The 20,605-nt window shown below is 58.4% G+C and carries 18 protein-coding genes, 1 pseudogene and 1 other annotated feature; of the genes and pseudogenes, 11 read left to right on the top strand and 8 right to left on the bottom strand.

All coding sequences use genetic code 11. The annotated features are described in order from the left end of the window. The first annotated feature begins 67 nt into the window (after positions 1–67). Genes selD through ACTG27_RS05700 form a run of 3 tightly spaced genes read left to right on the top strand, consistent with a single transcriptional unit; the run spans position 68 to position 2,884 of the window. Complete coding sequence (selD, locus tag ACTG27_RS05710; RefSeq protein ID WP_439979274.1) at positions 68–1,105, top strand: selenide, water dikinase SelD; 1,038 nt, start codon at positions 68–70, stop codon at positions 1,103–1,105. Then, a complete protein-coding gene (mnmH, locus tag ACTG27_RS05705; protein WP_335861433.1) occupies positions 1,102–2,217 on the top strand; it encodes a tRNA 2-selenouridine(34) synthase MnmH in 1,116 nt (371 codons plus the stop codon). Before selD ends, mnmH begins: the two co-directional genes overlap by 4 nt. Before the next feature lie 22 nt (positions 2,218–2,239). Further along, a complete protein-coding gene (locus tag ACTG27_RS05700; protein ID WP_042030935.1) occupies positions 2,240–2,884 on the top strand; it encodes an MBL fold metallo-hydrolase in 645 nt (214 codons plus the stop codon). A gap of 809 nt (positions 2,885–3,693) precedes the next feature. On the opposite strand, the gene rnd is transcribed toward ACTG27_RS05700, so the two are convergent. From rnd to ACTG27_RS05665, 7 genes are all read right to left on the bottom strand, one after another. After that, the gene (gene rnd, locus ACTG27_RS05695; protein ID WP_335853807.1) at positions 3,694–4,806 is read right to left on the bottom strand and encodes a ribonuclease D; all 1,113 of its coding nucleotides are present in this window, start codon (positions 4,804–4,806) and stop codon (positions 3,694–3,696) included. 108 nt (positions 4,807–4,914) lie between these two features. After that, a complete protein-coding gene (gene fadD, locus ACTG27_RS05690; protein WP_439980500.1) occupies positions 4,915–6,591 on the bottom strand; it encodes a long-chain-fatty-acid--CoA ligase FadD in 1,677 nt (558 codons plus the stop codon). Positions 6,592–6,789: 198 nt separating this feature from the next. Beyond that, entirely contained in the window at positions 6,790–7,668 is an 879-nt protein-coding gene (locus tag ACTG27_RS05685) for an alpha/beta fold hydrolase (protein ID WP_439979273.1), read from the bottom strand. 8 nt (positions 7,669–7,676) lie between these two features. Next, the gene (locus ACTG27_RS05680) at positions 7,677–8,192 is read right to left on the bottom strand and encodes a Slp family lipoprotein (RefSeq protein WP_041202708.1); all 516 of its coding nucleotides are present in this window, start codon (positions 8,190–8,192) and stop codon (positions 7,677–7,679) included. 118 nt (positions 8,193–8,310) lie between these two features. After that, positions 8,311–9,012 (bottom strand): tRNA (adenosine(37)-N6)-threonylcarbamoyltransferase complex dimerization subunit type 1 TsaB, encoded by a 702-nt coding sequence (gene tsaB, locus ACTG27_RS05675; RefSeq protein ID WP_439979272.1) that lies wholly within the window; start codon positions 9,010–9,012, stop codon positions 8,311–8,313. Positions 9,013–9,066: 54 nt separating this feature from the next. Further along, positions 9,067–11,022 carry an ATP-dependent DNA helicase gene (locus ACTG27_RS05670; RefSeq protein ID WP_088869088.1) on the bottom strand — a complete coding sequence of 652 codons (1,956 nt, stop codon included), beginning with the start codon at positions 11,020–11,022 and terminating at the stop codon, positions 9,067–9,069. Positions 11,023–11,089: 67 nt separating this feature from the next. Further along, positions 11,090–11,335, bottom strand: coding sequence for a hypothetical protein (locus tag ACTG27_RS05665; RefSeq protein ID WP_439979271.1), 246 nt, complete (start codon positions 11,333–11,335; stop codon positions 11,090–11,092). 187 nt (positions 11,336–11,522) lie between these two features. Further along, positions 11,523–11,651: a sequence feature (His leader region), on the top strand. Between the two features lie 24 nt (positions 11,652–11,675). On the opposite strand from ACTG27_RS05665, the gene hisG reads away from it, so the two are divergent. The 8 genes and pseudogenes from hisG (at position 11,676) to hisIE (ending at position 18,940) form a co-directional block, all read left to right on the top strand. Then, positions 11,676–12,572 (top strand): ATP phosphoribosyltransferase, encoded by an 897-nt coding sequence (gene hisG, locus ACTG27_RS05660; protein ID WP_005352174.1) that lies wholly within the window; start codon positions 11,676–11,678, stop codon positions 12,570–12,572. A 12-nt stretch (positions 12,573–12,584) separates the two neighbouring features. Next, positions 12,585–13,909 (top strand): annotated as a pseudogene (gene hisD / locus ACTG27_RS05655) (histidinol dehydrogenase). Next, a complete protein-coding gene (hisC, locus tag ACTG27_RS05650) occupies positions 13,906–14,976 on the top strand; it encodes a histidinol-phosphate transaminase (protein WP_439979269.1) in 1,071 nt (356 codons plus the stop codon). Before hisD ends, hisC begins: the two are co-directional and overlap by 4 nt. Before the next feature lie 15 nt (positions 14,977–14,991). Then, positions 14,992–16,116, top strand: a complete 1,125-nt coding sequence (hisB, locus tag ACTG27_RS05645; RefSeq protein ID WP_439979268.1) for a bifunctional histidinol-phosphatase/imidazoleglycerol-phosphate dehydratase HisB — start codon at positions 14,992–14,994, stop codon at positions 16,114–16,116. Beyond that, complete coding sequence (gene hisH, locus ACTG27_RS05640; protein ID WP_279490856.1) at positions 16,116–16,757, top strand: imidazole glycerol phosphate synthase subunit HisH; 642 nt, start codon at positions 16,116–16,118, stop codon at positions 16,755–16,757. Before hisB ends, hisH begins: the two co-directional genes overlap by 1 nt. A gap of 5 nt (positions 16,758–16,762) precedes the next feature. Beyond that, the gene (gene hisA / locus ACTG27_RS05635; protein ID WP_042030922.1) at positions 16,763–17,524 is read left to right on the top strand and encodes a 1-(5-phosphoribosyl)-5-[(5-phosphoribosylamino)methylideneamino]imidazole-4-carboxamide isomerase; all 762 of its coding nucleotides are present in this window, start codon (positions 16,763–16,765) and stop codon (positions 17,522–17,524) included. Then, positions 17,524–18,297, top strand: coding sequence for an imidazole glycerol phosphate synthase subunit HisF (gene hisF, locus ACTG27_RS05630; RefSeq protein ID WP_439979267.1), 774 nt, complete (start codon positions 17,524–17,526; stop codon positions 18,295–18,297). Before hisA ends, hisF begins: the two co-directional genes overlap by 1 nt. After that, a complete protein-coding gene (gene hisIE, locus ACTG27_RS05625) occupies positions 18,290–18,940 on the top strand; it encodes a bifunctional phosphoribosyl-AMP cyclohydrolase/phosphoribosyl-ATP diphosphatase HisIE (RefSeq protein WP_439979266.1) in 651 nt (216 codons plus the stop codon). Before hisF ends, hisIE begins: the two co-directional genes overlap by 8 nt. Before the next feature lie 33 nt (positions 18,941–18,973). On the opposite strand, the gene ACTG27_RS05620 is transcribed toward hisIE, so the two are convergent. After that, the gene (locus ACTG27_RS05620; protein ID WP_439979264.1) at positions 18,974–20,488 is read right to left on the bottom strand and encodes a KAP family P-loop NTPase fold protein; all 1,515 of its coding nucleotides are present in this window, start codon (positions 20,486–20,488) and stop codon (positions 18,974–18,976) included. Positions 20,489–20,605 lie beyond the last annotated feature (117 nt).

Here is a 20,605-nt window from a genome sequence, read left to right as displayed (position 1 = left end):
TGGCCGCGCATTGACCAAGATGGCTCCCACAGAGCCTCTGCACACGGTGCACAAACAAGGGGTAAGTATGTCTTCCATTCGTCTGACCCAATACAGCCACGGCGCTGGCTGTGGCTGCAAAATCTCTCCCAAGGTGCTCGACACCATTCTCAAGAGCCAGATCCCGGGCTTCAACGACCCGACCCTGATCGTTGGCAACAGCAGCAAGGATGACGCGGCCGTGGTCGATATCGGCAACGGTCAGGGCATTGTCTCCACCACCGATTTCTTCATGCCCATCGTCGATGACCCCTTCACCTTTGGCCGCATCGCCGCCACCAACGCCATCAGCGATATCTACGCCATGGGCGGCAAGCCCATCGTTGCCATCGCCATCCTCGGCTGGCCCATCAATACCCTGGCACCGGAAGTAGCCCAGCAGGTGATCGACGGCGGCCGTCAGGTGTGCCACGAAGCGGGGATTTCGCTGGCCGGTGGTCACAGTATCGATGCCCCCGAGCCCATCTTCGGCCTCGCGGTCACCGGTATCGTGCCTCTCGACGCCATCAAGCAGAACGACACCGCCAAGGTGGGTGACACCCTCTATCTGACCAAGCCCCTCGGTATCGGCATCCTCACCACCGCCCAGAAGAAGGGCAAGCTGAAGCCTGAACACGAGCAGCTGGCCCCCAATGCCATGTGCACCCTCAACAAGATCGGCCAGCGCTTTGCCGAGCTACCGGGTGTCCACGCCATGACCGACGTGACCGGTTTTGGTCTGGCGGGCCATCTGCTGGAGATGTGCGAAGGATCCAATGTCAGCGCCCGCCTCGACTTCAAGGCGCTGCCACTGCTGGACGAGGTGGATTACTACCTCGCCGAGGGCTGCGTCCCGGGCGGGACCCTGCGCAACCACGACTCCTACGGACACAAGCTCGATGCCATGGACGATCGCACCCGCAACATCATGTGCGACCCGCAAACCAGTGGCGGCCTGCTGGTCGCCGTGGGGAAAGAGAGCGAAGCCGAGCTGCTCGCCATCGCGCGCGAAGCTGGCCTTGCGCTCTCGCCCATCGGCCAGATCAAGCCCCTTGATGGCTCCCGCTTTATCGAGATTGTCCAATGAGTGAATTGCCACTGGCCACGGACTACGCCCAACTCTTTTTGGACGATGTGCCGTTGATTGATGTGCGCGCCCCCATCGAGTTCAAGGAGGGGGCCTTCCCCTGCTCGACCAATCTGCCCTTGATGACAGACGATGAGCGCGCCCAGGTGGGGACCTGCTTCAAGAAGCAGGGTCAGGCCGCCGCCATTGAGCTTGGACACAAGCTGGTGGGGGGAGCAGTACGTGCCGAGCGACTCGAAGGCTGGCTGGCGCAGTTGCGCCAGCAGCCCGATGCCGTGCTCTACTGCTTTCGCGGCGGCCTGCGCTCGCAAACCGTACAACAGTGGCTGGCTGATGCGGGGGTGACTCGCCCCCGCGTCGCCGGTGGCTACAAGGAGCTGCGCCGTTTTCTGATTGACACCCAGGACAAGGCCTCTGCCGAGTGTCACTGGAGTGTGCTGACCGGCATGACCGGCTCCGGCAAGACCCACATGCTCGATCAGGTGACCCAGGCGGTGGATCTGGAGGGGCATGCCCATCACAGGGGCTCCTCCTTCGGTCAGCTGCCCGGCGGCCAACCCAGCAACATCAACTTTGAAAACAACCTCGCCATCGAGCTGCTCAAGCGCCGCCATCGCGGCGAGCAGACCTTCGTGGTCGAGGATGAAAGCCGCCTGATCGGCCGCTGCTGCCTGCCCCTCTCCCTCCATGAGGCCATGAGTCAGGCACCGCTGGTGGTGGTGGATGTTCCGCAAATCGATCGGGCCGAGCAGATCCGTGAAGATTACGTGCACGATCTCTGGCTGCGCTATCAAGCCATGTATGGTCAGGAAGCCGGTTGGCCGCTGTTTGCCGCCTACCTCACCGATGCGCTGGCCCGCCTCAAGCGCCGTCTCGGCGATCAGGCCCACCGTGAGCTGGATGCCCTGATGCAAACCGCCCTCACCGAGCAGGAAAAGAGCGGCGATACCGCGCTGCATCTGGCCTGGATCACGTTGCTGCTGACCCGCTACTACGACCCCATGTATCTCTATCAGCTTGGCAACAAGCAGGAGCGCATCGTGTTTCGCGGTGACAAGCAGGCCTGCCTCGACTATTTCGCCGAGCAGCATGCCAGCGCGCTGCGCGGCTGACCCATCCCAAGCGAGGAACTCTATGTTGAAATTCGAGGTGATCCCGGTCACCCAGTTCGCCCAGAACTGCTCCCTCATCTGGTGTGACGAGACCCATCAGGCGGCCCTGATCGATCCGGGCGGCGAAGCGGACAAACTGCTGGCGGCCATCGCCAAGCGCGGCCTGACCCTGACCCACATCCTGCTGACCCACGGTCATCTGGATCATGTGGGTGCCGCCGCCGAGCTGCGGGAAAAAACCGGCGTCGCCATTACCGGCCCCCACAAGGAGGACGCCTTCTGGCTCGACATGCTGCCCCAGCAGAGCCAGATGTTCGGCTTCGCCCATACCCCCGCCTTCACGCCGGATCGCTGGCTTGAGCAGGGCGACAAGGTGCAGCTTGGCCAGTGCGAGCTGGATGTCTACTTCTGCCCCGGCCACACCCCGGGCCATATCGTGCTGCTCTCCCAAGCCGAGCAGCTCGCCTGGGTTGGCGACGTGCTCTTTGCCGGTAGCATCGGCCGCACCGACTTCCCCCGTGGCGATCACGGCACGCTTATCAAGTCGATCACCGAGACCCTGCTGCCGCTGGGTGACGAGATCGTCTTTATCCCGGGCCATGGCCCCAGCTCCACCTTCGGCCGCGAGAAGGCGAGCAACCCCTACCTGACCCAGCCGATCTGGTGATCAAAAAAGGCAGCGGTGTTCCGCTGCCTTTTCCTTTTTTCTGAAGTCCTCATTGCTATAGGTACAAGCGAGTCTTTATAATTCACCATGATTTGTCTCTGACCATCAAAACTTGGGAACAAAAATGTATCTTGCTTTAGCTATTGCCATATTGTTATTTATTTTTTTCCTGAAGAAGTCACGAGCCAGATATAGAATCAGAGATTACAAACGCCCAACAATCATTCATGGGATAATAATACTACTCGTTAATATTGCATTTGAAATAATATATAGAGCTGAGTTTGTCCCCATTCAGGCCAGTTACAGCAGCTTACTAACCTATGTACTGCCTCAAGTTATATACTACTTATTGTTGATCACCATTTTTTTAGTTATGGCATATAAATATGGTTTTTTCATATGGCCAGATGATAGAAATGCAATAAATAGACAGCATACAATCAATATCCCTATGTGCTTCTTGTTGACTACTTTTATAGTATGCCCATCTGCCATGCGAAATGGAATTATTGAAGCATCACCATATCTGCATGTTTGCAGTATTATTGGTAGCGGACTTACCTCTATCTATCTTGTAAGAATTTTCACTATTAAGTTCAATAAGACAATTAATGATATATAACTTTTTATTGCCATCACAGTCATGGAAAATAAGCGCGTTTATTTCTACCTCTTGTTCTTGAGCCACAATTATTTGATAAGCGACCGCAAGATATTCTGACATTTTAAATCATAAATATCCCCTGAAAATAAAAAATCCCCACCCGAGGGTGAGGATTGATTTATAGGTGCAACCGTCTGGTGGCTTATTGTGCCAGCAGGTGACCGACCAGCTCATGACGCCACCCTTGCAGCAGCATCGGCTTGTCGCTGCGGGCCCGCTCTTCGTCGTTCATCCGCCAGCTCCAGGTGAAGTACTGGTGAATGATCTTCTTGCTGGCGATCAGCTCGGGCGGGATATTGTTCGCCTTGGCCTTCTCTTCCACCATGGCCTTGATGCGCTTGAGCTCGGCCTTGTACTGGGGGAAGTCCACCAGTCGACGAATGGGCTCGGGCCAGCTGTCAGGATCGCTCTGCTGCGCGCGGGCGACGATATCGAGCATCCGCTTGCCATGGATCTTGATCTCGATAGGCGAGAGGCCGAGCTCGTTGAGATCCCGCAGGGAGGCAGGACGACGCTCCGCCACCTTGAACAGGTGCAGCTCTTTCACCACAAAATTGAGGGCCAGATCGCGGCGCACCGCCTCTTGCTGGCGCCAGGCGGCCAGCTCGCGCAGAATGGCGAGCTCGCGGCGACCCAGTTGCCAAGCGTTGACGATGTCAAGATATGCCTGACGGGGATCGCTGCCCTGGGTCTTGCGGGCGGAGTGGTTTTGGCACTCCTGCTCGAACCAGGCAAACTTGCCGCTTTCCCGCAGTTTGGCCATCACCTTCTCGTAGAGCGGCATCAGGTAGAAGACATCCGCTGCCGCGTATTCAAGCTGACGCGGCGTAAGCGGGCGGGCAAGCCAATCGGTGCGCGCCTGATCTTTTTCCAGCTCGACCCCAAGGAATTCGTTCACCAGCGCACCAAAGCCGACCGAGACGCCGTAACCGAGAAAGGCAGTAGCAAGCTGGGTATCGTGCATCTGATTGGGCAGGTGGCCCGCCTGATGCTGGATAAGCTCCAGATCTTCGCCAGAGGCGTGCAGGATGGCGATCTGCCCTTCCCGGCCCAGTCGCTGCCAGAGGGCGGAGAGATCCAGCGTCAGCGGATCCAGCAGCGCCAGATGCTCGCCGTCATAGATCTGGAACAGGCCAAGCTGGGGGTAGTAGGTACGGGTGCGAACGAATTCAGTATCGATAGCCAGGGGAACGTCGGCCAGAGAAGCGAGATACTGCTCAAGTTCGGCTTGCTGAGTGATAAGTTGATAGTGCATCTGTGCCTGCGCGGTTGATCAGGGCCAAAAAGAAAAAACCGTGGGATGACCCACGGTTCTGCATAACGACGGTGCTGGTTTGCAGAAAATTCTGCAGCTGCAGTCCGGTTATTGCTTGGCAATCTCCTCGTCGCGCAGTACGCGGCGCAGGATCTTGCCCACATTGGTCTTGGGAAGTTCGTCACGAAATTCTACCAGTTTCGGCACCTTATAGGCAGTCAGATGTTTGCGGCAGTGGGCAATAATCTCGTCCTCCTGCAATTTTGCATCTTTCTTGACCACAAAGATCTTCACCAACTCGCCGGAGACCTTGTGTGGCACACCGACAGCGGCCACTTCCAATACTTTCGGGTGCAGGGCAACGACATCTTCAATCTCGTTCGGATAGACGTTGAAACCGGAGACCAGGATCATGTCCTTCTTGCGGTCAACGATCTTGAAGAAGCCCTGCTCGTCGCACACGGCGATATCACCGGTACAGAGCCAGCCATCCTGCATCACTTCGGCAGTGGCCTCTGGGCGCTGCCAGTAGCCCACCATCACCTGCGGGCCACGAACCTGCATTTCGCCCGGGGTGCCGAGGGCGTGGATCACCTGACCGTTGTCATCCACCAGCCGGATCTCGGTAGAGCAGACCGGCAAACCGATGGAGCCGTTGTAATCGGTCAGATCGTAGGGGCAGACGCTCACCAGTGGCGAACACTCGGTCAGGCCATAGCCTTCCAGCAGCGGGGTGTCGGTCAGTGTCTTCCACTTCTCCGCAACCGCGCGCTGCACCGCCATGCCGCCGCCAATGGTCAGCTTGAGCTTGTCAAAGGCGATCCCCTGAAACTCTTCGTTGTTGACCAGCGCATTGAACAGGGTGTTAACCCCGGTAATGCAGGTAAAGGGGTACTTCTTGATCTCTTTGACAAAGCCCGGGATGTCGCGCGGGTTGCTGATCAACAGGTTGTAACCGCCGATACGCATAAAGAGCAGGCAGTTCACGGTCAGGGCGAAGACGTGGTAGAGCGGTAGCGCGGTGACCACGAACTCCTTGCCGCGTTCCAGCATGGGGCCGTAGACGCCGAGGCACTGCTCGACGTTGGCAATCATGTTGCGATGGGTCAGCATGGCCCCTTTGGAGAGGCCGGTGGTGCCACCGGTGTACTGCAGGAAGGCGAGATCGTCGTTGGTGATCTCCGGCTTGATGTACTGCAGGAAACGCCCCTTGGAGAGGGCCTGACGCATGGTAGTGGCGTGGGGCAGATTGTATTTCGGCACCAGCTTCTTGACGTATTTCACCACGAAGTTGACCAGGGTGCCCTTAGCCAGCCCCAGGTTGTCCCCCATCCGGGTCAGGATAACGTGCTTGATCGGGGTGTCGTAGACCACCTTTTCCAGGGTATGGGCGAAGTTGGAGACGAAGACGATGGCCTTGGCACCGGAGTCTTTGAGCTGATGCTCCAGCTCGCGCGGGGTATAGAGCGGGTTGACGTTGACCACGATCATGCCGGCGCGCAGGATGCCGAACACGGCGATGGGGTATTGCAGCAGGTTAGGCATCATCACCGCAACCCGATCCCCTTTCTCCAGCTTCAGCTCGTTTTGCAGGTAGGCAGCAAAGGCGCGGGACTGCTCTTCCAGTCGGCGGTAGGTGATGGTTTGGCCCATGTTGACGAAGGCGGGCTGATCGGCAAACTGGGTCACCGAGGATTCGAACATCTCGACCAGGGAGCTGTATTGGTCTGGATTGATCTCGGCGGGGACCCCTTCCGGATAACGTTTCAGCCAGACTTTTTCCACAAACTTCTCCTGCATAACTAGCACCTGTGCGCTCACTGTGTTGCCTCCGTCCCGGTTCACATCCATTTTAATCGGTTGTTTTAAGCTGATGCTCTAATGCCGCACATATTTACACAGCGCAACATCAATTAACAGCAAATTAACAACAGAAAAATGTGAGGGAGAAAACAAACCTAGAATTATTGAAAGCTGGCGATTCTACCGAACTTGACAAAACTTTACGATACAAACGGCCGTATCAACCGAATTTTCCATATGAAAATGGTGGTTTCCACCCAATATGACCCGCTCGATCTGCTGGAAGGCATCCTGACGGGCCTGCCATTGGGCTTCAAGCGCAGCAAAGCCCTGCTCCCCCTGAATCAACAGCACAGGACAACGGATAGCCGCCATCAATGCCCGGGCTTGTCCTTCGCTCATTCTCAGGGGCGACAGATCCCGCAAGCGGGGGTCGCTGCGCCAGTGCCAGCGCCCTGCCCTCATCTCAAGCTGCCGTTCACAGATAAGACGCGCCGCCTGCGGCGTGATATCCGCCACTTTGCAACGGGCGGCAACAGCCTCATCAATGGAAGCAAAGCCGTTGGCACTGCGCTCCCGGGTGCGGCTGCGGTTTAAAATTGCACGTCGCAGCTGAGCAGGTACCTCCTCATCGGGCTGGCTCAGCGGCCCCAGCCCCTCCAGCATGATCAACCGCTCCACCTGTTCGGGGAACACCCCGGCATAGGCGGAGGCGATCAGCGCCCCGAGGGAGTGACCTAGCAGAGTGAAACGCGACCACCCTGCAGCCTGCACGATCTGGTAGAGATCGTCCAGCCAGTCGACAAAGACATAAGGGGTGGCTTTGTGATCGGAATGACCATGCCCCGGCAGATCGACACAGATGAGGTGAAAATCCCCCAGATGCGGCGCCAGCGGCAAGAAGCTGGCACTGTTGTCGAGCCAGCCGTGCAGGGCAATCAGCAGGGGTTTGCCCTGCTGAGCCTGATCCGCGAGTTGATTCTCAAGCAGGGCCACCTGCCGACCATCTGCCAAGGTGAGCAGACGTTCGTGCAGAGTGCTTTTGATGCTCTTGATCATGGCAAGCCTTAGCGACGCAGCGGCCGTCTCGGCCAGAAGGGATCATAGAAGGGGTCGTAGAAGTAGGGGTCCATATAGCGCACCTCCACCTCCTTGACTGGCGGCCACAGCTTGCTGCCCGTCACATTGAGCACAGAGAAGCGGTACTTGTGCTCGCCAATCTGGCTATCAACCGGTTTGCCTATGGTGCCAAGCACCGTCAGGCTGCGCCCCTTGGCGTAGAGGGTCGGGTCGACAAAACCCTTCATGATGGCCAGAAAGCGACCCGGGCTCTGCTCGGTCTGCTCCGGTACACCGTTGGACTTGAGCGGCAGATAGACCACTTCAATAACGCTCTGATCCGCCTTGTTGTGCACCGCCGAGATAACGCCGCTCCAGCGGGCCGGTTTGCCCTCCATTCCGCCAAGGGCGGGCTGATAGGCCACCAGCTGGTTTTCTGGCTCATAGGCCAGCTCCTTGGGGACCGAGCTGCAGGCCCCGAGCAGCAGGGCCAGCGCCCCGACCACCATCCCGCGTTTCATCATGTCGCTTCTGCTATTACGCATCATGTCACTCTCCTGTTGCCGGCGTGGCCCGTCGGGCCATCCGCTTTTATTGCAGCTGATGAGCGGCAAGAGCGACATGACGTCAGTGCTCCTGCCCTTATTCGCGACCCGGCAGTTTTTTCCAGGTCACCTTGTCACGCAAATAGACCGGCGTCGCCTGCTCCACCGGCACAGCCTCCCCCGCCAGCCAGGCGGCGCGGGCCAGCGGCAGCATGTCCTCTGCTGCTGGGAAGCGCACCTGACTCTCCGCCAGCTCATCGGCCAGACCACTCAGGGTCTCGCCATAGGTTTCAAAACCGGTGCCGACGCAGGTCACAGGGCCCGCAAGCTTGCCACGGACGTCAACCAGTGCCGCGGGCTCGCTCACCACCTCGTCCCCCACCAGCTGCATGCGGCCATCAATTAGCTCATAGCGGCCGAAATAGACCTCGTTCATCCGCGCATCGATGGCGGTCAGCACCTGCTCGGCGCCATCCAGTCGATAGGCGCCTTGCGCCATGGCGGCCAGGGTCGAGATGCCAATCAGCGGCACACCTGCACCAAACGCCAGCCCCTGTGCCACACTGATGCAGATCCGCACGCCGGTAAAGGAGCCCGGACCACGGCCGAACGCGATGGCATCGAGGTCACTCAAACTTATCCCGGCATCCTCTAACACAGCCTGAACCATGGGCAGGATTTTTCGGGTGTGATCCCGTGGCGCCTCCTCCCAGCGGGAGAACAGCTTGTCACCCACCAGCAAGGCGGCGGAGCAGGCTTCGGTGGCGGTATCAACGGCCAGGATCTTCAACTCATTCATGCTTTCCAATCTCTATAAAATCAGTCAATTACATAACCGGCAAGCGAGATATGCTCACCCGTTGTTCAAATCTGTTAGCTGGCGGCACACTTGTTCACCGCGTTCAGTGCGATCGAAAAAACTCCCCAACGTACCCAACTCCCGGGTGCGAGGGATGGCGGGCAGACTCTTGATAAAGGTGGCGCCATAAGGCTTGTTGACCATGCGTGGATCACAGATCACCAGTACCCCGTGATCACTGCGATCACGAATAAGCCGCCCCACCCCCTGTTTGAGGGCAATCACCGCCTTGGGCAACTGCAGCTCGGCGAAGGGATCACCCCCCTTGAGCTTGCAATCATCCACCCGCGCCTTGAGCAGCGGATCATCAGGGCTGGCAAACGGCAGTTTGTCGATGATAACACACGACAACGCCGCCCCTCGCACGTCGATCCCCTCCCAGAAACTGCTGGTCGCCACCAGCACAGCGCGGCCATTCTCGACAAACTCCTTGAGCAGCCGCTGCTTGTTGTCCTCCCCCTGCAGCAAGACGGTACGGCCAATCTCCCGGCGCAGCACCTCGGCCACCTGACGCATCACCTGATGGCTGGTGCAGAGGAAGAAACAGCCCCCCGGCGTCTTGTTGATAAGCGGGATCATCAGATTGGCCAACTGCTCGCCACGACCAAAGGCGTTGGGCTCCGGCAGATAGCGGGGCACACAGAGCCGCGCCTGCTCGCCATAGTCGAACGGACTGTCGAGGATCAGCTCAGCGCTGCCCGCCAGCCCCAGCTCGGCTTTGAAGTGATCAAACCGCATATCCACCGTCAGGGTGGCGGAGGTGAAGACCCAGGCCACTTCCGGTCTTTGCACCTCGGCACTGAATCGCTCGGCCACCGATAGCGGCGTCAGATTGAGGGTGAAATGAAGCCGTGAGCAATCGTACCAGTAGGAGAAACCGGTCTGGTTGACCGCCAGCACTTCACCCAGGCGGGTGCGCAGTTCACTGATCCGTTCGAAGGCGTGATCCAGCTGCTCGCCCCGGCCGAGAGCGAGTTTCAGCACCTCGTAGCAGAGCCCGATGGCGTCGTTAAGACGAGCCAGAGCCTGCCCCCAGAGCGGCTGGCGCAGCATGTCGCGGGTATTACCGCGACCGCCATCCACCCCGAAGGCCAGACGCAGATCCTGACTGGCGATAGCGAGCCGGTCCGCCGCCTTGCCGAGCTGGGCCATGTCGTGGGCCTCGGCCCGATAGGCCAGCTGGATATCCTGCGCAAGATCCTGAATCGTTCGGCTGCCTACCGACTTGCCGAAGTAGTTGGTGGCGATCTCCGGCAGCTGGTGCGCCTCGTCAAACACATAGACTTGCGCCTCCGGCACCAACTCGCCAAATCCGGTGTCTTTCACCGCCATATCGGCGAAGAAGAGGTGATGATTGATCACCACCACCTGGGCATCCATGGCGCGGCGTCGAGCCACCACCAGATGGCAATCGTCGTAATAGGGGCAGTCGCGACCGAGGCAGTTGTCGTTGGTGCTGGTGACGTGGGCGAGGATCTCGGCGTTCTCCTGCAATCCCGGAATATCCCCCACATCGCCGTTATCGGTAGCGGTGGACCAGGATTTGACCTTCACCAGATCGTTCAGGATTTCAGGCTTTTGCAGATGGGATTCGCTCAAGAGCCGGTTCATACGCTCGATGCAGAGATAGTTGCTGCGCCCCTTGAGCAGGGCCACCGGCGGGGTGTAGGAGAGCGCCCCTGTGATGGTCGGGAGATCCCGATAGAAGAGCTGCTCCTGCAGGTTCTTGGAGCCGGTGCTGATCACCACCCGCTTGCCGGATTCCAGCGCAGGGACCAGATAGGCGTAGGTCTTGCCGGTACCGGTTCCTGCCTCCACCAGCAGACGGCCACCACTCTTGATGGCGCGCGCGACCGCTTCGGCCATCTCCAGTTGGGGAGCGCGGGCTTTGAAACCGTCGATATGGCTGGCCAGAGGGCCATCTGGCTTGAACAGGGTCTGGATGGTCAAAAGGGCGTCCCGCAGCAAAAGCGGCCATTATGCCAAAAGCGCGGCAAAAGCGGGACAGATAATCTGCCTAGACGAACAGATCGATCTGATGCTCGGGGTCCGGCTTGTGATCGCCCTCCTCCGCCTTGGGCTGATCACGCTTGGCGGGCGTGCTATACGCCTGCTGGCGCTGCTGGGAGTCACTGTTGTCAGTGCTGGTCTCGCGCAGCTGGTGCTTTTTGCTGATCTGATTCACTTCCCGCTTGATCTCTTCGCTGCCGGGCGCGGCAGGCGCCCGGGGCAAAATGGGGAACAACAGGTCCTGGCTGGGCATGATGGCGACTCCTGCAGGGGTTATTGTCTAGTTATCGACCAGAAAACCGTTTTCGCCACTTTAATCGATCAAATCACAATTTCGGGTTGCATTTTCTGTCAAGGCAGGTAGTTTAAATCAGGCGTCAATTACGACATCTTATTTTGTAAAGGATTGATTACATGAAGTTCACCACCCTGAAGACTCATCACCACCATCATCATCCCGACTAGTCTTTCAGGAGGTTGACTGCTGGAAGACACTTAACTGGTGACTTCCAAAAGGACCGCAAGATTCATAAACCCTCGGAAGCACACACTTCCGAGGGTTTTTCCGTTTTTGACTAGAAGGAAATCGAGCAATGGAAACACAACGTCTGCGTATCGCCATGCAAAAGTCCGGTCGTCTGAGCCAGGACTCCCAAGCCCTGTTCAAGAGCTGTGGCCTGAAAATCAACCTGCGCGAGCAGCGCCTTATCGCCCATGTCGAGAACATGCCCATCGATATCCTGCGGGTCCGCGATGACGACATCCCGGGTCTGGTGATGGAAGGGGTGGTCGACCTTGGCATCATCGGCGAGAACGTGCTGGAAGAGGTGCAGCTTATTCGCGCCTCCCAAGGCCTCCCCTTCGAGGTCAAAACCCTCAAGCAGCTGGACTTTGGTGGCTGCCGCCTCTCGCTGGCGGTGCCGGAAGATGTGACCTACACAGGGCCACAGAGTCTGGCCGGCAAGCGCATCGCCACCTCCTACCCCGGGCTGCTCAAGCGCTTCTTTGACGAAAAGGGGCTCGGCTTCAAGAGCGTGATGCTGGGCGGGTCGGTGGAAGTGGCACCCCGAGCGGGCTTGGCTGATGCCATCTGCGATCTGGTCTCCACTGGCGCGACCCTGGAGGCTAACGGCCTGAAAGAGGTGGAGGTGATCTACCGCTCCAAGGCGGTGCTGGTACAGGCCCCCAACCCCTTGTCCGATGCCAAGCAGAAGCTCATCGACAAACTGCTGCCCCGCATTCAGGGGATGCAGCAGGCCCGCGAGAGCAAGTACATCATGCTGCACGCCCCCAAAGACAAGCTCGATGCCATCACCGATCTGCTGCCGGGTGCCGAGCGCCCCACCATCATGCAACTGGCCGGTGACACCAATCAGGTGGCGCTGCACGTCGTCTCCAGCGAGACCCTGTTCTGGGAGACCATGGAGCAGCTCAAGGCCCTCGGTGCCAGCTCCATTCTGGTGCTGCCCATCGAAAAAATGATGGAATAAGGAAGGGACATCATGCAGACCCTGATCTGGAAGACCCTCTCCCCGCCCAGCAGGCCGACGTGCTGACCCGACCGGCCTTGAGTGACGAGGCCGATATCGGCGCAGTGGTGCGGGATATCATCTCCGCGGTGCGTAGCCGTGGCGATGAGGCCCTGCGCGAGCTGAGCCTGCGCTTCGAGCGCGCCCCCCGTGAGCAGTTGCGCGTCAGCGAGTCCGAGATTGAAGCTGCTTGCGCGCGGCTGGATGACGAGATAAAAAGCGCCATCGAAGCGGCCATTGCCAATATTCGCACCTTCCACGCCGCGCAAGTGCAGCCACTGGTACGGGTAGAAACCCAGCCCGGGGTGGTGTGCGAGCTGCGCACCCAACCCATCAGTCGGGTCGGCCTCTATGTGCCGGGGGGTAGCGCGCCGCTCCCCTCCACCGTGATGATGCTGGCCATTCCGGCGGCTATCGCCGGTTGCCGTGAAGTGGTGCTCTGCACCCCGTCCCCCGCCAGCGACGAGATCCTGTTTGCCGCCCGCGCCTGCGGCGTCGAGAAGGTGTTCGCCATCGGCGGTGCCCAGGCCATCGCCGCCATGGCTTACGGCACCGAGAGCATCCCCAAGGTGGACAAGATCTTCGGCCCGGGCAACGCCTATGTGACCGAAGCCAAGGGACAGGTATCCCGCGACTGGCGCGGCGCCGCCATCGATATGCCCGCTGGCCCCTCCGAGGTGCTGGTGATTGCCGACGAGAGCGCCAACCCCGCCTTCGTGGCAGCAGATCTGCTCTCCCAGGCCGAGCACGGCCACGACAGCCAGGTGGTGCTGGTGACTACCTCGCCCCTGTTGGCCGATGCCATCGCTGGCGAAATCAAGAGCCAGCTGGCCAAACTGAGCCGCCGCGATATCGCCGCCCAGGCGCTCGGCAGCAGTCTGGTGATCCTCTGTGACGATCTGGCCGAGGCGTGTGCCATCTCCAACGCCTACGCGCCGGAGCACCTGATCGTGCAGACCCGCGCCACGCGCGATCTGCTGGATAAACTCGAGAACGCCGGTTCCATCTTTCTGGGAGCATGGACCCCCGAATCAGTCGGCGATTACGCCAGCGGCACCAACCACACCCTGCCCACCTATGGCTATGCCCGTACCTGCTCCAGCCTTGGCCTCGCCGATTATCAGCGCCGCTATACGGTGCAGGAGCTGAGCGAGCGCGGCATTCAGGGCCTTGGCCCTATCGTCGAGCGCATTGCTCAGGCCGAAGGGCTCGATGGCCACAAAAATGCCGTGACGCTGAGATTGAACGCCCTGGCCGCCGCGCCCCAACCAACAGCACAGCAGAAGGATTTGTCATGAGCATTGCCAATCTGGCGCGCCGCGTGGTGCGGGCCCTCACCCCCTATCAATCCGCCCGCCGCATCGGCGGCAAGGGCCACGTCTGGCTCAACGCCAACGAGGCACCGCAGGCCTATCCCTTCACCATCGAGGGGAGCCGCCTCAACCGCTACCCCGAGTGCCAACCGGCCGAGGTGGTGAACGGCTATGCCGCCTATGCCGGGGTTAATCCCGATCAGGTGCTGGTGAGCCGCGGCGCCGACGAGGCCATCGAGCTCTTGATCCGCACCTTCTGCGAATCGGGTGAAGATCAGATCCTCATCTGCCCGCCCACCTACGGCATGTACGCCATCAGCGCCGAGATCTGTGGCGTGGGGATTGTTGAGCAGCCGCTGACCGCCAGCCGCCAACCTGACTGGCCCGCCATCGCCGATCGCCTCAGTGACGTGAAGCTGGTGTTTCTCTGCTCCCCCAACAACCCCACCGGGGATCTGGTGGGACGTGACGGTCTCATCGCTTTGCTGGAGAAAGCCCGGGATCGCGCCATCGTGGTGGTGGACGAGGCCTATATCGAGTTCTGCCCCGAGGCATCCGTGGTGGACCTGCTGGCCCGCTTCCCCAATCTGGTGGTGACCCGCACCCTCTCCAAAGCCTTTGCCCTGGCGGGGATCCGCTGCGGCTTTACGCTGGCGAGCCCCGAAGTGATCGCCATGCTGGCCAAGGTGATCGCCCCCTATCCCATCCCCGAGCCCATCGCCCAGATCGCGGCGCAGGCCCTCTCCCCCATGGGACTGGAGCTGATGCGCGAGCGAGTGGTAGAGCTCAACAAGCAAAAAGCCGCTTTCAAGGCAGAGCTGGCAAAGCTTGCCTGCGTAAGGGAAGTGTTCGAAGACAAGGGCAACTTCGTGCTGGTGCGCTTTGTGGATGGCGCCGCCGTCTTTGCTGCCATGAAGGCCGCCGGCATCATACTGCGGGATTTCTCGACCAAACCCGGCCTTGATAACAGCATTCGCGTCACAATCGGCTATCAGGGCGAGATGGATGCCGTGCTGGCCGTGCTGCGTGATCTGCCCTCTCCCACTTTGTAAGACAAGGATGTAGCGATGAAGACCCCGTTTTTGTTTATCGACCGTGACGGCACCCTGATTGAAGAGCCGGTGACCGACAAGCAGGTGGATAGCCTTGCCAAGCTGCGCTTCGAGCCCATGGTCATTCCGGTGCTGCGCGAGTTGCAGGCCGCCGGCTATGTGCTGGTGATGGTGACCAATCAGGATGGGCTGGGCACCGCCAGCCTGCCGCTGGAGAACTTCCAGCCCCCTCACGACCTGATGATGCACCTGTTTGAATCGCAAGGGGTGAAGTGGGAACAGGTGCTGATCTGCCCGCACTTCCCCACCGACGGTTGCAGCTGCCGCAAGCCCCACCTCGGGCTGGTAAAGGAGTATCTCGCCTCCGGTTGCATCGACTTTGCCAACTCCTTCGTGATTGGTGACAGACAGACCGATCTGCAGCTGGCCGAGAATATGGGCATTGGCGGTATTCGCTACCACCCGCAGGATTACGACTGGCTCGCCATCCGTGATCAGCTGTTATCCAAGGGGCGCGTAGCCTTGGTGGAACGCTACACCAAGGAGACCCGTATTAAGGTGGCGCTGGATTTGGACCCTTCTGCCACAAACAAGAGCGGCGGCAACCAGATCGCCACCGGTATCGGCTTCTTTGATCACATGCTGGATCAAATTGCCACCCACGCCGGTTTCCAGCTCAAGCTGAACGTCAGTGGCGATCTGCATATCGACGATCACCACACGGTAGAGGATGTGGGGCTGGCGCTGGGTCAGGCACTGCGTCAGGCCCTTGGCAACAAGCGCGGCATCGGCCGTTTCGGCTTCGTGCTGGCGATGGACGAGGTACAGGCGGTGATCGATGCGCGTCCGCTGACCGAGCAGGAAGTGAGCACAGCACTGGATCTCAGCGGTCGCCCCTACTTCGTGTTTGACTGCCCGAGCGGCTTTGGCCGCGACAAGGTGGGCGAGATGGCCACCGAGATGGTGCCCCACTTCTTCCGCTCGCTGTCGGACGCCATGGCCATCACATTGCAGATGAAGGTGGGCAGCGGCAACACCCACCATCAAGTGGAAGCACTGTTCAAAGGCTTTGGCCGCGCCCTGCGTCAGGCCATTCGGGTGGAAGGGAGCGAGCTTCCCTCCAGCAAGGGAGTGCTGTGATGGATGTGAGCAAGCAGAAGCTGGTCATTATCGATACCGGCTGCGCCAATCTGGCCTCGGTCAGGATGGCCTTCGAGCGCCTCGGCGTACAGCCGCGGGTCTCCCGTGAGGCTGCCGATATCGAGCAGGCGGACAAGCTGATCCTGCCCGGCGTCGGCACCGCAGTAGCCGCCATGAAAAACCTCAACGAGCGCGGGCTGGTTCCCCTTATTCGCACCGCCAAACAGCCGCTGCTGGGCTTTTGCCTCGGCATGCAGATGCTGGCGGAGGCCTCCGAAGAGAGCATGGGTACGGATGACTCGTCAGAGCGGCTTATCGACTGCCTTGGCATAGTGCCGGGCAAGATCCGGCTGATGGAAGTGGGTAACCTGCGCCTGCCCCATATGGGCTGGAACCAGATTGAGCATGACGAGACCCATCCTCTGCTCAAGGGGATCCCGAGCGGCAGCTACTTCTACTTCGTCCACTCCTATGCGCTGGAGGTGACCGAAGCGACGCTGGCGACCTGCGACTACGGCAAGCCGTTTACCGCCATCGTCGGTGGGGTTGCAGAGCACAGCAACTTCTTTGGCGCCCAATTCCACCCGGAGCGCTCAGGCGCAGCCGGTGCCCGTTTGCTGCAAAATTTTCTGGAGCTGTGACTAGCATGATCATTCCCGCAATTGACCTTATCAATGGTCAGGTAGTTCGCCTCTATCAGGGGGACTACGAGCAGAAGACCGAATACAGCAGCAGCCCGCAGGCCCGCTTCGACGAATATGTCTCCCAGGGGGCGGTGCAGCTCCATCTGGTGGATCTGGACGGAGCTAAAGACGCCAAAGCGCGCCAGCTGCCCTTGCTGACCCAACTGCTGTCGGCCACCGAAGCGCCGGTGCAAGTCGGCGGCGGCGTGCGCACGGAGCAGGATGTGGCAGATCTGCTGGCCGCCGGTGCCAGCCGGGTGGTGATTGGCTCCACCGCCGTCAAATCCCCGGATCTGGTGGCGAGCTGGATGGAGAAATATGGCCCCGAGCAGATCGTGCTGGCGCTGGACGTCAATATCGATGAGCAGGGCAATCGCCATATCGCGGTGGCAGGCTGGCAGGAGAACAGCGGAGTGACCATCGAGGCACTGATCGAGCGCTTCCTCCCCGCCGGGCTCAAACATGTGCTCTGCACCGACATCAGCCGTGACGGCACCCTGGCTGGCACCAATGTCGAGCTCTATCGGGATCTCTGCGCCCGCTACCCGAGCGTCGCCTTTCAGGCCTCCGGCGGCATTGGCGGCATCGCGGATATCGAGGCGCTCAAGGGCTCCGGCGTCAAGGGGATCATCCTTGGCCGCGCCCTGCTGGAAGGCAAATTCTCGGTGGGTGACGCCATCGCCTGCTGGCAAGCCCCCGCAGCCGATACCACAGGAGGCAACTGATGCTGGCAAGACGCATTATCCCCTGCCTCGACGTGAAAGATGGCGTGGTGGTCAAAGGGGTGCAATTTCGCAACCACGAGGTGATGGGCGGCATTGTCGAGCTGGCGCGCCGCTACGCCGAAGAGGGCGCTGACGAGCTGGTGTTCTATGACATCACCGCCTCCAGCGATGCCCGGGTGGTAGACAAGAGCTGGGTGAGCCGGGTAGCGGAGGTGATCGACATCCCCTTCTGCGTCGCCGGTGGCATCAAAAGCGTCGAAGATGCCCGCCAGATCCTCGAATTTGGCGCCGACAAGGTCTCCATCAACTCTCCGGCGCTGGCCGATCCGACTCTCATCAGCCGACTGGCCGAGCGCTTTGGCGTGCAGTGCGTGGTGGTGGGCATTGACTCCTACTTCGACGCCGACACGGGCCACTATCAGGTCAAACAGTTTACCGGTGACGAGAGCCGCACCCGCACTACCGCCTGGCACACCCTCGATTGGGTGCAGGAGGTGCAAAAGCGCGGCGCGGGCGAAATCGTGCTGAACGTGATGAATCAGGACGGCATGCGCCAGGGTTATGATCTCGACCAGCTCAAGCTGGTTCGCAGCGTCTGCAAGGTGCCCCTCATCGCCTCCGGCGGCGCCGGGGCCATGGTGCACTTTCGCGATGCCTTTACCCTCGCTGATGTGGACGGGGCGCTGGCCGCCTCTGTGTTCCACAAGGGCCTTATCCCCATTTCCGAATTGAAACGCTGGCTGAAAACCGAAGGAGTCGCCATCCGTGAATAACTTCTCAGATAACACACAAACAACCGCCAGCGCGCGCCCCCTTGCCGAGCAGCTCGACTGGGAAAAATGCGACGGCATGATCCCCGCCATCGTCCAGCACGCCGCCAGCGGCGAGGTGCTGATGCAGGGCTTTATGACCCGTGAAGCGCTGGAAAAGACCCAGACTACCGGTCAGGTCACCTTCTTTAGCCGCAGCAAACAGCGGCTTTGGACCAAGGGCGAAAGCTCGGGCAATGTGCTCCAGCTCGTGGCCATCAGCACCGACTGCGATCAGGACTCTCTGCTGATTGCCGCCAATCCCGTCGGCCCCACCTGCCACAAAGGGACAACCTCCTGCTTCCATGGTCACCCGCTGCCACCACTCGGTTTTCTGGCAGAGCTGGAACAGGTGCTGGCAGCCCGCAAAGGGGCCGATCCGGCCACCAGCTACACCGCCAGCCTCTATGGGAAGGGCACCAAGCGCATCGCCCAGAAAGTCGGTGAGGAAGGTGTCGAAGTGGCGCTGGCCGCCATGGCCAAGGATCGGGAGGAGCTCATTAACGAATCCGCCGATCTGCTCTACCACCTCACCGTGCTGCTGCAAAACGAGGGGCTGGGATTACAGGATGTCGTACAGCGGCTTTATGAGCGGCATAATAAATAAACGGATAATAAAGCCGGGTTACCCCGGCTTTATTTAGTCGAGATGGACAGCCAGCTCAACTAGATTTTTATATACTGTTAATCGTCTCTCCAACTGTAATAACTCTTTCTCTGCCAAAAAAGCATTTTCCTCTATTGTTAAGTTTCGAGGCCGATAAGAAAAGTCTTTAACTAAATTCACAAGCTTAATCGGATAGTTATTATTTAGATTAAAACTCAGCATTTTTTGGTATGATACCAACAAAATATTTCTCAATGAAACATTGTATTCTTTATCTTCAAAAAAATTCTTGTATCGCCCATCACCTACAATTTCTACATAATCACCCATAGAACTATTCGCTTTAATAAAAAAAGAAAAACACTGATCTCCATGTTCATTTATTAAGTCGTTGAAGTCCTTCGATTTTGAAAGACCATCAGAATCAGGCATTTTACCATTAGAGACAGCCAGATAATCTTCATGGTACTTTTCACACAGAGAAAACAAATAGACAAGAAAAACTAAATTTAAACTATCACCATTGTGATTCAAAATGGATGCTATCGTTCTATCCAATACTTGCTCGGTTTTTCTTAAACTCAATGAGAAGTAATCACAGATAGCAGTCAATATATTGACCAATACTTGGCCATCAGTGATCTCTGGCCATACATTGACATTCTCAAAATGCAATTTTTTATCTAAAATTTCCTGCTGAATAAACTCTCGCCTAGAGATACTGCCTAACGTAAATCGTCTATGAAAAAATCTTCCAAGATAGCTTTCTGCATCAAAACCATCGCCATAAATGACCTTGATAGCATGCTGTAGCTGCTCGGTATCGGTTGCAAGTACAAACACCACGCCGGGAATATCAAAAATATGTTTGATGGTCTCCAGCATTTCTACCGCATAGGAGGGGCGACAGCGATCCAGCTCATCTATCAAAATAAATGCGGGATAATCCAGTTCACCTTCACTTAAACCAACAGCCCCTTCCACCCATTGCCGGATCTCTTGTTTAAGATACTGGATAGATTCATAACGCTCTTTGTGATTGCTACAAAGCGTATCAACCAGCTTATCTGCATCTTCGCCTTCCACAGAAAAGTCACTATCTTCCCATCCAGCTTTTTTAATGGCTGACTTGAGCACCAATTTCCCGCCCACTTTGAGTAAACCCAATAGTTTGGACTTGATGCCATCAGGTATTGCAACCTTATTTCCTGTTGCATCTCTCAATTGATCGATAATCGATGAAATCACCGTTAATAAGGGATCATCGGAAAAGTCTTGCTGCCAGGCATCGATATAGACGGTGGGATAGTGCGCTTTCAGCTCCATATACCAGCGCTTGATAAACCAGGTTTTTCCCGCCCCCCATTCGGCATTGAGGTTGAGCACATAGTTGCGCTGCGTGCCTTCGGCAGCTAGGTAGTTGGTCAGAAACTCGGCATAGCGAGCGCGTTCCAACCGATCGGCACTCAAGATCTCTTCGCTACCCGCAATGGCCCCCGGCCCGTCCCACTGAACTGCGTCATCCCAATTAAACGGTGCCACTGCCATCTCGTATCTCTCCATATTGCGTTGCTGAGGATGATATCAAGAACCCAGTGAAAATAGTTTGATTAAAGACCTGTTTGTTGCCCTTTCTGCCGCTCGGGGTGGCGTATTTGACTGCCT

Source organism: Aeromonas sp. 97A (assembly GCF_051919185.1).
In the GTDB taxonomy this organism is placed as follows: domain Bacteria; phylum Pseudomonadota; class Gammaproteobacteria; order Enterobacterales; family Aeromonadaceae; genus Aeromonas; species Aeromonas veronii.
This window is presented reverse-complemented; position numbering and strand designations above follow the sequence as displayed.

Bases quoted from the DNA above. Each gene is read 5' to 3' on its own strand.
- hisC (WP_439979269.1), top strand. From the start codon at position 13,906: ATGAGCATTGCCAATCTGGCGCGCCGCGTGGTGCGGGCCCTCACCCCC.
- hisF (WP_439979267.1), top strand. From the start codon at position 17,524: ATGCTGGCAAGACGCATTATCCCCTGCCTCGACGTGAAAGATGGCGTG.
- hisB (WP_439979268.1), top strand. From the start codon at position 14,992: ATGAAGACCCCGTTTTTGTTTATCGACCGTGACGGCACCCTGATTGAA.
- rnd (WP_335853807.1), bottom strand. From the start codon at position 4,806: ATGCACTATCAACTTATCACTCAGCAAGCCGAACTTGAGCAGTATCTC.
- ACTG27_RS05620 (WP_439979264.1), bottom strand. From the start codon at position 20,488: ATGGCAGTGGCACCGTTTAATTGGGATGACGCAGTTCAGTGGGACGGG.
- mnmH (WP_335861433.1), top strand. From the start codon at position 1,102: ATGAGTGAATTGCCACTGGCCACGGACTACGCCCAACTCTTTTTGGAC.
- tsaB (WP_439979272.1), bottom strand. From the start codon at position 9,012: ATGAATGAGTTGAAGATCCTGGCCGTTGATACCGCCACCGAAGCCTGC.
- ACTG27_RS05680 (WP_041202708.1), bottom strand. From the start codon at position 8,192: ATGATGAAACGCGGGATGGTGGTCGGGGCGCTGGCCCTGCTGCTCGGG.
- ACTG27_RS05700 (WP_042030935.1), top strand. From the start codon at position 2,240: ATGTTGAAATTCGAGGTGATCCCGGTCACCCAGTTCGCCCAGAACTGC.
- hisA (WP_042030922.1), top strand. From the start codon at position 16,763: ATGATCATTCCCGCAATTGACCTTATCAATGGTCAGGTAGTTCGCCTC.
- ACTG27_RS05665 (WP_439979271.1), bottom strand. From the start codon at position 11,335: ATGCCCAGCCAGGACCTGTTGTTCCCCATTTTGCCCCGGGCGCCTGCC.
- hisG (WP_005352174.1), top strand. From the start codon at position 11,676: ATGGAAACACAACGTCTGCGTATCGCCATGCAAAAGTCCGGTCGTCTG.
- ACTG27_RS05685 (WP_439979273.1), bottom strand. From the start codon at position 7,668: ATGATCAAGAGCATCAAAAGCACTCTGCACGAACGTCTGCTCACCTTG.
- hisH (WP_279490856.1), top strand. From the start codon at position 16,116: ATGGATGTGAGCAAGCAGAAGCTGGTCATTATCGATACCGGCTGCGCC.
- selD (WP_439979274.1), top strand. From the start codon at position 68: ATGTCTTCCATTCGTCTGACCCAATACAGCCACGGCGCTGGCTGTGGC.